Origin of the sequence: Microcoleus sp. POL10_C6 (assembly GCF_036701585.1) — a bacterium.
In the GTDB taxonomy this organism is placed as follows: domain Bacteria; phylum Cyanobacteriota; class Cyanobacteriia; order Cyanobacteriales; family Microcoleaceae; genus Microcoleus.
Genome location: NZ_JAUBRB010000100.1, coordinates 1 through 12,022 on the forward strand (window position 1 = coordinate 1; position 12,022 = coordinate 12,022).

The window sequence follows — 12,022 nt, forward strand, 5'->3', positions numbered from 1 at the left end:
TCTACAGACTGGCTTATCAAAAAGCTGATACCAGCGTGAGTGGCGATCGGATGAAACAGTTAGCTCAGGAAAATGAGTTGATGCGCCAACAGCTCAAAGATTTTCCTCAAAATGTAATGGAGTTGACGTTTTATAAATCGGAGTACGAACGCCAGCGCAATGAACTCAGGGAAGCGTACATGAATCTGAACAAGCAAAAGTTGACAGATTCTGAAGAATTTCGTCAACAGTTAGATTTGCTCACCTCCGAACGCAATGAATTACTAGCAAAATTGTCAGTTGCTGAAAAACGGTTGCTCGAAGTTGCTGAATTTGAAACGGCTTCTCGCGATCGACTCAGTGAGATATCTAAGCTTAATGGACAAATCGAAGCACGAGAACGAGAAGTGTCGAGTCTGCATTCTCAAATCCAAGCTCTACAAGCACAAGTTGGCGAGAAACAAGTCCTAGAAGCTCAACTAGAACAAGTGAGAACTCAGCTAAGAGAAGCTTCAACAACAATCACTAACCTGCAAAGTCAACAAAAAGTTAGTGGGGCTTTAGAAGTCGATCGAGAATTTGATGATAGTGATGATGGTATCGTTACAGACGCACAGCTTATGGTCGAAAACGAGACTTTGCATGGTGACTTGTCTGATGCTCTCAAAGAAATTGAAGAATTGAAAAGCATGATAACTCATTTATCACCTGTTATCACTCCTGAAAACACTTCTGATAACGTTTCTGAAAACACTTCTGATAACGTTTCTGAAAACGTTTCTGATAATGTTTCTGATAACGTTTCTGAAAAAATTCCCAGTAAAAGCAAGAAACCCAAACTTGCTCTTGTTCACTAGAAACAGAAACAAAAACTCAGTAACAGCTCTCAACAACTGTTACTGAGAAAAAAGAGAGAAAGTTTGGGTTTCGTGGTTTGACTTTTGAGTAGTGAGTGAGGACTCAAACTCAAAACTCATAATCACTCTCGTATCAACCAGTAATCGTCAACCAGTAATAGGGTAATTGGCAATCGCTACTTGGTAATCGGTAGTAAGTAGATAGGCGGGATTAAACCGAATAATGTAACCGTATGTAAATAGGCTTAAGTTAGCCAAGAGAAAGCATTTGGACACTTTACATCGTTTACATAGTTGCGTTTTAAAGCGCCGACTTACTTAATCAGGGGATAGAAATATGATAGACCTAAAAAAAGAAATTCAGCTAATGTTGATGGCACGATTTCCTTTGTTGTGGGTAGTAAGCCCAGAAGAGGAAACCGCCGAAGAAATTTTGTGTGATATAGCAAAAGCTAAGGAAGGGCAAATCTACTTTTGGGATTTTGCCAGAGGTTGGACAGATTCGACTACATCCAAGGGAAATCCGATGCAAGCCTTGGAGCGGATCAGCAAAGCGCCGGCAATGGAACAAGTCACTTTGTTCGTCATGAAAGACATTGCGACTTTGATTGCACCGGGTGCGAATGGGCAGATAGCAAGTAACCAACTAGCGATCGTCCGGGAACTGAAAAATTTGGCAGTGGCGATCGCTCGTGACCGTCGGTGTCTCGTCATCCTCTCAGATCAACTGCGAATTCCTCAAGAACTGCGGGAAGAAATTACGGTGGTAGATGTCTCTTTACCAGGCATCGAGGAGATATCGAAGTTGATCGATCGACTGGTTGGCAAGAATATAAAACTCAATCCAGAACAACGGCAACAGCTTACAAAGGCTTGCCAGGGACTGACTCGGTGCCGAATTGCCCGCGTCCTTGCCAAGTGCTTAGTTCTGGGAAAAGTTGATATTCGGGCCCTCGCTGCGGTCATCGAGGAAAAGCGCCAAACCATCCGAGAGACAGGCATCCTTGAATTTATCCCGGTTCAATCTAGTTTGGAGTCGATCGGCGGACTCGAAAATCTCAAGCAATGGGTAACAGTTCGATCGCGCTCTTTCAGCGACGAAGCCCGTGAGTATGGTCTGCCCAATCCCAAGGGTGTTTTACTCGCCGGCATTCAGGGAACGGGTAAATCCCTGCTGGCTAAAACCATTGCTGCTGAATGGAAATTGCCCCTGCTGCGCCTCGATGTCGGTCGGGTCTTTGGCAGTATGGTCGGCGAAAGCGAGAACCGCATCAGGCAAGTCATTAAGTTAGCGGAGGCGATCGCACCCTGCATTCTGTTCTTAGACGAAGTAGATAAGGCCTTCGCGAACATTACGTCTGGCATGGATGGCGACTCTGGCACAAGCCAGCGGGTATTCGGTGCGCTCCTGACCTGGATGCAAGAAAAAACTGCGCCGGTATTCGTGGTCATGACTGCCAACCGCGCCGAAGTTTTGCCCGCCGAACTGATTCGCAAAGGTCGGATTGATGAAATTTTCTGGGTTGATTTGCCAAACCACTCAGAGCGGGAGGCAATTTTTCGAGTTCACCTCACCCATGTCCGTCCTGAGCGAGTGAAGTCGGGAGAGTTTGATTGCGGAATGTTGGCAAGTCAGTCACCGTCTCTCTCCGGTGCAGAGATTGAGCAAGTCATTTTTGATGCGATGCAAACTGCGTTCAGTGCCGGACGCGAATTCACAGAACGAGACTTGACCATAGCAATTACTGGTTGCGTCCCGTTAGCGCGGATTGCTCAAGGTCAAATTGATGACCTTAAAACTTGGGCAATTCGATCGGGCGCTAAATCTGCCAGCATTGCCGATCGGAATGAAACACCTGCAACTTCCTACTCTCATCTCTCACCTCTTGAGGTTGACGAGAATTAATCATCAAAAAGCGAAGCGTCGCCCTGAGCGAAGCCGAAGGGTGTAGCCGAAAGGTTAAATGCTTCGCTTTTTGGTTCTGATTTGTTATCAACAAACCAAAAATATGCACAAACCAGAATTTCAGCATTATGTTCATCCTCTGTCAACGATCGAAATCATTGATACTGATCAAGGCAAAAAAGAAGTCATAAATAATTGGGCATTTGCTTCAGTTATTTGGTCAACCGCCCTAGCTGGCAACGCAAATGCTTTGATTATGGTTAATGAGGTATTTCCTGATAAAAGCAGAATTCCCTTACTGATTCTACGTTCTAAGCAGGGAGATGAAGCAGCCATGAGAGATGCGATCGCCATTCTTGCTTTTGCTATTGAGCAGAAAATAGAAGAACCATTTGAAGAAAAAGGAAACTCAAATGTCTGACCTAATTAATGAGATAAATGAACCAACAGAATTTCCAGCATTCGCCAATTACAAGGGTAAATGTGTCTGTATTTGTCGAGCTGATGCCAAATTAGTTGCAGCTACCATTGCTGATGCAGAAAGAATCATGGGCATTAGAGCAACTTTGAAAGGTACTTGGTTTACTCCACCAGAAGAAGGTACAGAACTCTGGAATTATGCAACAGCACTGCTTAATGACCCTCCGCCATTTATGTATGTGGAAGGTCAGATAGTAAGTCTTAGTAAGTTGGAAATACTTCAAGAAATCGTAAGAAAATAGTGATGTAATGCTTCGCTGTAAAGAAATGATTTTCAATTTGGAATCAGATTATGGCAAAGGCAATGATGGATGCTGAAACACTGTCACAGAATTTGAAACACTTTTCTGGAACTGAGCAATATTTCAAACATTGGCTCGGAATTCAGTACACCGATGGAGTCAAATATTTGGCTGATAATGCTCAAGCTTATTGGTTGATTGATGCGATCGCCTCCCATCAGCCCCGTGCGAGGAGAATTCACAGCTTAACCGAGTTTCAGCTTTGGTTCCTTCATGTCGGAAATGCACATGAATTCATTAAGCCTCGATCGCCTAATGATGCTGTTTTGACTTGTTGGGAAGATTCACCAACTGCCGAAACTAAACCTGCGATTATTCAGCAGATACCAATGACAGATTTTCCTTTGACTGATATCAAGCTTTTTCTACAAGATAAAGTCCTTCTGTTGCCAAGTGAAAATTAAGTCCTAAAAAGCTGTCTTGTTCTCCACCTTTGGGGAACAAGATAAAGTTTCGCACTACATCATTCAACAATTATTAGGAGCAAATCGAATGACGACCAACAGACAAATTTCCGAAGTTACACCCGAAGAAAGGCAAAAACAACTGCAACAATTACAGGCAAAAGTTGATATAGTTTTTGCTGAAGCACTGAAAAGAAAAGTCAATACGCTTGAGTTTGCAATTGAAGTTTGGGTAAATGCAGTCTTAGAAAAAGATGCTTATGTAGCAATAGCTTGTCGCATGATTGGCTACAGTACCCATTTTCAGAGCGAGGAATTGCTGAAATTTATGCGATATTTAGCTAACGGAACTCTTGAAAAAAATGAGTCGATCGCACACCGCGCAGTCGATTTAATAAATCAAGGTTTAATTATCAACAATACCCTGAAAGAGGACAACGAAAGTGTCAAATTTGACGTGTAAAGTCTGTAGCGGTCAGTTAATCTTTCTTGGTCAGTTAGGCTACTTGAGACATTACACTTGCCGAAATTGTGGGATTAATATTAACAAAAATCCCAAGATTATCAGAGATGAATTAGGTCGAGTAATTTCAGTGAAATACTAACAATGCAACTCGTACAAACCAAACAATGCGCTAACTGTCCCTGGAAAGTAGACAGAGATTTGAAACAAATTCCTGACTATAACCGGGAAAATCATGAAGCTTTGAAAGGAACAATCGTTGACCCAACTCTAGACCTGTATGAGCAATTAGCAAGTCCTAATGTCGCAATGGGTTGTCACTATTCCACTGATGAGAAACTGCTTGAATGTGTGGGCTGGATTTACAACCAATTGCGAAACAATAATCTGGCTCTGCGATTGGTATTGATGCGATCGAACCAGATATCACGGCTTGGGATGGATGGCGCACAACGAGCAACTTTTGCGGAAACTTTGAAAGATTAAGCCAACGCATGAATTGTAAAATCCCTGGTTGTCCCAATCCTTTAGTAAATGGCAGAACTTACGAATGCGGTAAATGCACTTCAGAAATTCTTGCTGCTGCCCGGTACGTTTCTCGTCCACTTTCAGAACTTTTAGGAGATTTAGAAGATGTCACATCTCAGTGTAATCCGAACCCAGATAAAGAATCCGATCGTCCTACAAGAGATTATTCAAAAAATGATTGAATCAGGAGTTGATGGAATTCTTGCTGGAGCTTACCTCGAAACAAACAGTCATATCCGTGACCCATTCGGTAACAGTAAGCTAGGGCGTAGGTACAGTATTAGAAGTTGACAAAAGTAGGAAAGCATGATAAGTGAATTTAGGAGCTTGTTAAATCCTAACAATCAGGAAGAAGAAAAAAACCTATGCGTCCTCCCTTATGGCATCCTCCAATTGAGCTATCAGATCATGAAGCGTTGATTATCAAACGCATTAAACGAGCCAAGCTATTCACCTTTCTGCGACTTAACCGTTTATTCATCTTTAATGATGAGTTCCAAGAAGAACTCGCTACCATCTTTAAAGACAGCACCGTGGGTAATAGCCCAGTTCCTCCGGCACAAATTGCCTTAGCAATTATTCTGCAAGCCTATCTAGGGATTTCTGATGATGAAGTGATTGAAGAAATGCTAATGGATCAACGTTGGCAGTTAGTTCTCGATTGCCTTAATTGTGAAAATTCCCCTTTCAGCAAACCGACTTTAATTAGATTCAGAAATCGATTAATTAAAAAAGAATTAGACCAACGTTTAATTGACCGCACCGTAGAAATTGCCAAGCAAAAAGGTGGATTTGGCTCATCTCAACTCAAAGCGGCTTTAGATTCTTCCCCGTTATGGGGAGCTGGTAAAGTCGAAGATACATATAATCTATTGGGTCATGCTTTGCGTAAAGCAGTGAGTGTGATAGCTGCTAGACAGGGGCGGGAGCCAGCAGAAATTGCCGAGTTAGCTGGTGCGCCAATTCTCAATAGTTCCAGCTTAAAAACAGCCTTAGACTTAAACTGGGATGACTATTCAGAGCGTCAAAATGCACTATCAATGATTCTAAACAGCTTATGTTCTGTGGAAGAATGGATGCAAAGCCAGTCTGGTTGTAATGAGTTTGAAGTCGCCAAAGAGACTCTGGATGTGGCCCGAGTGATTGAATCTCAAAATGTAACTTTTGACTCTCAAGGAGTTCCAAGTTTAAGCAAAGGAGTGGCTAAAGACCGTCGCATTTCTATTGAAGACCCAGATATGCGACATGGACGGAAAAGCAAGTCTAAGAAAATAGATGGATATAAACGCCACATCCTCAAAGATTTAGAGAGTGGTGTAGTTTGCGCGGTGGCGTTGACTCGCGCAAATACTCCGGAAGCCACTGCTACAGTTGACCTAGAACGTGACTTAAAATTTCAAAATATTCACCTAGCTGAGTTACATATTGATCGGGCTTATTTATCCAGTCATTGGGTGACACAACGGGATGATAAATTACAGATATTTTGCAAGGCGTGGCCGGTCAGAAATTCTGGACGGTTTGATAAAAATTCTTTTTTTCTTGACTGGGATACGCATTTAATTAGCTGTCCCAATCAGGTAAGTATCCCATTTGAACCCGGAAAAATTGTTCATTTTCCGGCGACTGAATGTGCAATTTGTCCTCTGAGGTCTGGTTGCACGAATAGTAAAAGAGGACGAACTGTATCAATTCATCCTGATGAAGCCTTAATGCAAGAGTTGCGAGCACGTCAATCCACTGCTATTGGTCGAAAAGACTTAAGAAAACGTACTACAGTTGAACACTCTCTGGCTCATATTGGTCATTGGCAGGGTGATCGTGCTCGATATCTTGGACAACGGAAAAATCTTTTCGATCTACGTCGAGTCGCTGTTGTCCATAACCTTCACGTCCTTGCTCGAATCTCTAAGGTTGCCCCCATTCAACCGGGCATAGAGTTGAATTCCTTGACGGGGTAGATTCATATATCTCTTTTTTTGTCAACTTCTAATACTGTACCGACGCTCTAGCAGAGTTTGTTATTCGGCGCAAACAAAGCTATCAGGGTGGTTACGACTTTGGCTTTAAATTGATAGAAGGGACAGATGAATATGAGTTTTTAACTCGTGATGGTTCCATTTATGCTGCTAAGAAATTTATGGAACAACTATTACCTTGGTACGCACGGGAAAATACTCTAGCAGCATTAAGGAGTCAGGGGTTTAATATTGAGTCTCAAAGTGAAGAAAATGGCGAAATCGTAATAGTTGCTGGTAAATGGTGTTAGGTCTTAAACCATGGTGCTTCGCATAGGGAATTTAGAAACTTTAGCAGGAACAGAAACCATGATTTGGAATTTTACAAGCAACCAAGAAGGAAGCAATGTAGTCCTTGACATAGACGATTTTATTGAGATTATAAAATGTCTCGATCGTGCAGCCGATGCCTTGTTGATTACTACACGAACAACTCAAAGTAAATACGAGACAGAACCTGGTAGCTTAGCACTGAGATTGGTGCAACAGTTGGGTTATGATTCGATTGATTTGTCAGACAAAGATTGATCGCTGACGGCTTAGTTAAGTATCAAAAGCTAACTTAACTTAAGTTAATGCTTCGCTTTTAAGGTGTTAGGGAAACAGTTAATCTTGATTGTTTTCCGGTCAAATTACTAACAAAATGAAACACATTGTCGTCTTAGAAATCATTGATGGAAAGAAAGTAACAACAGAAGTCTTGGAAGAACCGCCAATGCTTTTGACTTGGTGGCAAATGTTCTTCTTGTTTAATCGTAAAACAGCTCAAGATTCGATTACGGAAGGTCGAATCATTACCTATATCTATATCGAGATATACGGTTGTGCTTTACGAAGCATCAAAGTTTCAGAAGTAGTAGAAAAATTGGAGTGAAATTATGGGGCATCACACAGAAGAAGCAATAGTAGACGAAGCTGCACGAATTCAAAAAGAGGTTGATAAAATTTTTGAAGCAGCTCGATCGAATAACTGGACTTTGGAACAATTCGCGGTCAAAGTGTTAGCTGGAACGACAGATTATGACCTTGGATATTTTGCAATTGCTGCTCAACTCCTTCAAAATGTGACCAACTTAGATGGGAAAAGTTCGATCGAAATCCTCAAGTTTTTAATCTTCAAAGTTCAGCAACAGGACACTCTGAAGATTAAGCAAGCACAGGAGATGTTTTTTCAGGGATTAGTTATTAACAAAGAACAAGCTGAGAAAAAATTAGCAAAAGATAAACAACAGCAATCGTCAAAATCAACCTCGAAAAAAAGGAGAAATTAGCATGAAGATTACTTACAAAGCTGATGACTGCGTAGGACAACTGAAACTATCGATCGCACTGCATCTGATACCGAATCTGCCACCAATCCCGCATAACGAATATCGGCTGATTGTAGCCGATCCTCCGTGGGCTTACTCGCTTAGGGAAACAGACAAGACTCACCGAGGCCGTTGCAGTTACCCATCCATGACCGATGACGAAATCCTCAATATGCCGATGAGTGCGATCGCAAGCTCAGACTCTTATCTGCTGCTGTGGGTAACAAACAACCATCAAGCGCTGGGGTTCCGGTGTCTCGATCGCTGGGGATTTACTCATCGCTCGACCTTCACCTGGGAGAAAACCACCAAGGACGGCAACCCTCATGCTGGATTAGGTCACTACGGCAGGAATTGCACCGAACATTTTCTGGTGGCTACTAAAGGTAAACCGGGCTGTTTTACCAGTCATGGCTTGACCACCATCAATAACCTCATCAAAGCTCCCCGTAGAGAGCATTCACAGAAGCCGAAACAGTTTTGGGGAATTGCCGATCGACTCGCTGACAAACTTGAAAACTGCGAAAAGTTGGGTAAGTTATCGCATCCGTCGAGGCTTGAACTATTCGCTCGGGAACAACGCCCTAACTGGGATTCTTGGGGTGCTGAAGCTCATTCGCCAGATGCTTCGCTTTAAAGTTTTGATTGTTCATTAACTACCCAAAATCAAGTATGTCATTACCTCAACTGCAAGAAAGTGAAAACGGATTAGTAACACTCTGCGACTTTCTTTCACATCAACAGGACTCGATTGAATCTGGACTCAAACAAGCTCAGATTCCGCATCAGATAAAGTTTCATCCATTTGACCCTGATGTGCTTTGGAAACAAGGTGCTTTCAGAGTTTATGTTCCTCCTATTTATCTGAAAGTCGCCACAGATTTGTGTATCTCAATCGAATTTGCTAACAGATAAATAGCGAAATTACTGGGTCGCGCCCAGTTTTAAAAATAGTTTCACCTCAGATAAATATTGCCGGGTTGCACAAAGTAGCTGATTTTCAGTTCAACGAACATCATAAAGTTGTTTCTGCTATCAAACAAATGCCTTATCAACTAGAATTCTACGTCTATCAAGGCAAGTTTACCCTTTACGTTTTACCCGAAGATATTGAAGCTGCAAAAGTATTATTGGGAATCCCGATTCAATAATCAATAGCAATGCTTCGCTTTAAGATGTTGATTTTCGGTAATACCATTCATTAATAGGAGTCACCCATGCGATTTTACGCCTTAGTTAACTCAACAGGAATTCAAGAGGTAAAGGCAACTGAAATGCCAACGGTTCGAGAAATTCAAAAACTTGTAGGAATTCCCGGTAAAGAAGCTTTCTTTGAAGGGGTTTATCAGCGCTATTCTGACCTGTTGATCGCTATTCTATGTGATGACGAGTTCTTAATAAAAGCTTGTCAACCAACTTTAGTTCTTCCTGATGGGACTATTCTTCATGGACAGCTTTTGATTGTGGCACTGGATACGCAAATTGAAGATTTCTGCCTTTTGACTCAGCAACAGCTAGAAATTGTCAAAAAAGAAAGCAAAGTTTATCCGTTAACGCCACGCTAGCAACAACTTCACCCGTAGCTTGCGGGCGCGTAGCGCATCGTCATGCTCTAGTTGAAGCACTGGGCATGACTCGCTTCAATATCAATAAAACACGAAGTAGCCAATAATGTTAGACCAACAAAACCCTAGAAAATATGATGCGGTACTCGGCAGTCAAGTCTTGGCTCCCGAAGGGGCTGCGGTACTCGGAGGTCTATTCGGTGTCAGGAGCCGTTTAGCATCAAGTCATCTGGCCTCCAAAATTGGTGCCATGTCTGAAGCTTGCAAATATGGTGAGCCTGGTTTTGATTTAATGGTTCAGTTTTTGAAAGATAAGTCGATCCTCTCCGAGGGCTGCGCCAACGACCAGACAGTAAAAAGTGCTGGAAAAACTTACGTTTCTTCAATGTTAAATGATACTTTAGTGACTGATGATTTAGGATGGTATCTTATTGGACATGGACAGTTATACCCTGAAAGCAAAATAGATACTTTGCGATTAGCTTGTCGAAAACTTCTTGCCTACATACACACGTTGTACGGTAAAAAGAAATGGTATTTGACGGGAGGCTACAGCTATATCACCTTTTCTCAAGTTCAAGATTGGGAATGGGCTAAAGGAAACAGAAAAACTTTAAGTGATTCAATCAATTACTTAGTACAAATTCTTTCAGCCGAAAAGCTGAGAAGAGTAATAATCTTGAACTTTGTTTACTACTGCCAAACTTACTATGATATTTCCGTAGCTTATAAAAAGGAAATACTTAGGAGCGAATTTCCTAGTAATGTTGAACCGAGATTATTAAGCCAAGGCATTTATCACAGTTTACTTCCTTGGTTTGAAGAAGATTTTTCAAGACTAATTTCTTCCTCATTGGAAGATTTGGTGATTGAATAATTAGCTAGCTTCGCTTTGAGATTGTGAGTGATTTGAGCAGAGAAACAATGACAACTTTAAAAGCTTTGATGATGTCTCTGGCAGGCCAACCCAAACCTGATCCAGCTCAAGCGGTTTGGGTGGTTAATTGCCCTCCGGCAGAACACGATGATTTTGCTGGAGCAATCGGTGAAGCTGAATGTGAACTTGAAGATAAATTCCGATTCGACAGAGATGGCGTTTTTCTTGGCACTACAGCTTCCTTGGCGGGTTCGTAGCTTGCGGGCGCGTAGCGCATCGCGCACCTTACTGCTGAAGAAATCAATCGGGATTGGGCATCAGTTTGCCAAATGATGAATTGGTAATTACCTCATCAGGAGTCAAGATGAGGTATAGCCAAGGTATAAGCGAGGTATAGAGTCAGCGCAGGGGTCGCAGATTTGCCACCCCTGACTGTTGATAGCTTATTGCAAAGTCTAAGCTTCACTGTAAAGTAGTGATTCCTTAGCAGATTTTGATCGTACTATGCACAGCCCAGATTTTTCAATACCTCAAGAAGTCGAAAACCTACTGAGAATATGTTCTGTAATTGAAGAAGCTTCATGGCTCAACGAAGAAGGTCAGCTCTTACCTTGTGAAGTTAGTCATGAAGTCGTTGCCCCTCAATTTTTACCCGGCAACGCAGCGAAATTAGTTTGTTTCTCTCAACAAAAGTATGTGACGATTGGCTTAACTCCCATCAAGCTCTTTCAAACCAAAGAGAGTGTTTGGGAAAGTGCTTGTCTTGACGCTGTTTCTGAATTAGGTTTGTCCAATATTCAGATTATTACCCAACCGATCGTTACTCAGGTCATCGACAAAGCTACTAAATTGATTCAGTCTTTAAATTGGTGGTTGATATAACAGTTTCTTGTTTCTTATTTCTTGTTTCTTGTTTTGTTTCTAGTAACGTTTCTAAAAATGTTTTTGGTAATGTTTTTGGGAATGTTACTGGCAATAAAAATAGTCAAAGTAAGATTTTGCTTCGCTGTAAGGGTGTGAGATTGAGGATTAAATAATGTCACAACCAGACTTTGATGTTGAAAATTGTACCTGGCAAGCCAAAGATGGCAAAGTAATAAAATACACAAAAGAAACTCATCAGCTTACTACCTGGGAAGATTGGAATGAATATCATCTACAAATCACCAAATGGCCCAAAAATACATCAATTGAAATTGTGGTACTTAGCGGTGATGAAGGATATGACTCTGAAAGCCGATGGTCAAGTTCTGAAGCAGAAGTGTTGAATGATAGGAAAAGATTGCTAAAATTGGTCCAACAATGTATAATTGCAGAGTTATAAATTATTAAT

Annotated in this window: 19 protein-coding genes and 2 pseudogenes; all 21 read left to right on the forward strand. The window is 41.7% G+C overall.

Annotated features, from left to right (window positions below; translation table 11 throughout):
• Positions 1-836: pseudogene (locus QUA34_RS29120) on the forward strand (hypothetical protein); the annotation flags it as partial.
• Positions 837-1,173: 337 nt separating this feature from the next.
• The gene (locus QUA34_RS29125; protein WP_333390906.1) at positions 1,174-2,742 is read left to right on the forward strand and encodes an AAA family ATPase; all 1,569 of its coding nucleotides are present in this window, start codon (positions 1,174-1,176) and stop codon (positions 2,740-2,742) included.
• 103 nt (positions 2,743-2,845) lie between these two features.
• Positions 2,846-3,163 (forward strand): hypothetical protein, encoded by a 318-nt coding sequence (locus QUA34_RS29130; protein WP_333390909.1) that lies wholly within the window; start codon positions 2,846-2,848, stop codon positions 3,161-3,163.
• Complete coding sequence (locus tag QUA34_RS29135; RefSeq protein ID WP_333102132.1) at positions 3,156-3,464, forward strand: hypothetical protein; 309 nt, start codon at positions 3,156-3,158, stop codon at positions 3,462-3,464. The genes QUA34_RS29130 and QUA34_RS29135 overlap by 8 nt, the downstream gene beginning before the upstream one ends.
• Before the next feature lie 50 nt (positions 3,465-3,514).
• Positions 3,515-3,928: a DUF6876 family protein gene (locus QUA34_RS29140; protein WP_333390912.1), complete on the forward strand. Its 414-nt coding sequence runs from the start codon at positions 3,515-3,517 to the stop codon at positions 3,926-3,928.
• Between the two features lie 88 nt (positions 3,929-4,016).
• Positions 4,017-4,391, forward strand: a complete 375-nt coding sequence (locus QUA34_RS29145; protein WP_333390914.1) for a hypothetical protein — start codon at positions 4,017-4,019, stop codon at positions 4,389-4,391.
• A gap of 144 nt (positions 4,392-4,535) precedes the next feature.
• Positions 4,536-4,877, forward strand: coding sequence for a DUF6283 family protein (locus QUA34_RS29150; protein WP_333308675.1), 342 nt, complete (start codon positions 4,536-4,538; stop codon positions 4,875-4,877).
• 8 nt (positions 4,878-4,885) lie between these two features.
• Positions 4,886-5,101 (forward strand): hypothetical protein, encoded by a 216-nt coding sequence (locus QUA34_RS29155; RefSeq protein ID WP_333390917.1) that lies wholly within the window; start codon positions 4,886-4,888, stop codon positions 5,099-5,101.
• A 183-nt stretch (positions 5,102-5,284) separates the two neighbouring features.
• Positions 5,285-6,880: an IS1182 family transposase gene (locus tag QUA34_RS29160; protein WP_333390918.1), complete on the forward strand. Its 1,596-nt coding sequence runs from the start codon at positions 5,285-5,287 to the stop codon at positions 6,878-6,880.
• A 59-nt stretch (positions 6,881-6,939) separates the two neighbouring features.
• Positions 6,940-7,188, forward strand: a pseudogene (locus tag QUA34_RS29165) (DUF1257 domain-containing protein); the annotation flags it as partial.
• A 10-nt stretch (positions 7,189-7,198) separates the two neighbouring features.
• Positions 7,199-7,465, forward strand: a complete 267-nt coding sequence (locus tag QUA34_RS29170; protein WP_333308669.1) for a hypothetical protein — start codon at positions 7,199-7,201, stop codon at positions 7,463-7,465.
• A 115-nt stretch (positions 7,466-7,580) separates the two neighbouring features.
• Complete coding sequence (locus tag QUA34_RS29175; RefSeq protein WP_333308667.1) at positions 7,581-7,811, forward strand: hypothetical protein; 231 nt, start codon at positions 7,581-7,583, stop codon at positions 7,809-7,811.
• A 4-nt stretch (positions 7,812-7,815) separates the two neighbouring features.
• The gene (locus QUA34_RS29180) at positions 7,816-8,208 is read left to right on the forward strand and encodes a hypothetical protein (protein WP_333308665.1); all 393 of its coding nucleotides are present in this window, start codon (positions 7,816-7,818) and stop codon (positions 8,206-8,208) included.
• A 1-nt stretch (position 8,209) separates the two neighbouring features.
• Entirely contained in the window at positions 8,210-8,884 is a 675-nt protein-coding gene (locus tag QUA34_RS29185) for an MT-A70 family methyltransferase (RefSeq protein WP_333390922.1), read from the forward strand.
• A gap of 35 nt (positions 8,885-8,919) precedes the next feature.
• Positions 8,920-9,162 carry a hypothetical protein gene (locus QUA34_RS29190; RefSeq protein ID WP_333390925.1) on the forward strand — a complete coding sequence of 81 codons (243 nt, stop codon included), beginning with the start codon at positions 8,920-8,922 and terminating at the stop codon, positions 9,160-9,162.
• A gap of 65 nt (positions 9,163-9,227) precedes the next feature.
• The gene (locus QUA34_RS29195; protein ID WP_333390928.1) at positions 9,228-9,398 is read left to right on the forward strand and encodes a hypothetical protein; all 171 of its coding nucleotides are present in this window, start codon (positions 9,228-9,230) and stop codon (positions 9,396-9,398) included.
• Positions 9,399-9,464: 66 nt separating this feature from the next.
• Positions 9,465-9,812 carry a hypothetical protein gene (locus QUA34_RS29200; protein ID WP_333390932.1) on the forward strand — a complete coding sequence of 116 codons (348 nt, stop codon included), beginning with the start codon at positions 9,465-9,467 and terminating at the stop codon, positions 9,810-9,812.
• 106 nt (positions 9,813-9,918) lie between these two features.
• On the forward strand, positions 9,919-10,689 hold the full coding sequence (locus tag QUA34_RS29205) for a hypothetical protein (protein WP_333390935.1): 771 nt from the start codon (positions 9,919-9,921) through the stop codon (positions 10,687-10,689).
• A 47-nt stretch (positions 10,690-10,736) separates the two neighbouring features.
• Positions 10,737-10,946 carry a hypothetical protein gene (locus tag QUA34_RS29210; protein WP_333390938.1) on the forward strand — a complete coding sequence of 70 codons (210 nt, stop codon included), beginning with the start codon at positions 10,737-10,739 and terminating at the stop codon, positions 10,944-10,946.
• 247 nt (positions 10,947-11,193) lie between these two features.
• A complete protein-coding gene (locus tag QUA34_RS29215) occupies positions 11,194-11,571 on the forward strand; it encodes a hypothetical protein (RefSeq protein WP_333308645.1) in 378 nt (125 codons plus the stop codon).
• Positions 11,572-11,725: 154 nt separating this feature from the next.
• Positions 11,726-12,013 carry a hypothetical protein gene (locus tag QUA34_RS29220; protein WP_333390942.1) on the forward strand — a complete coding sequence of 96 codons (288 nt, stop codon included), beginning with the start codon at positions 11,726-11,728 and terminating at the stop codon, positions 12,011-12,013.
• Positions 12,014-12,022: the final 9 nt, after the last annotated feature.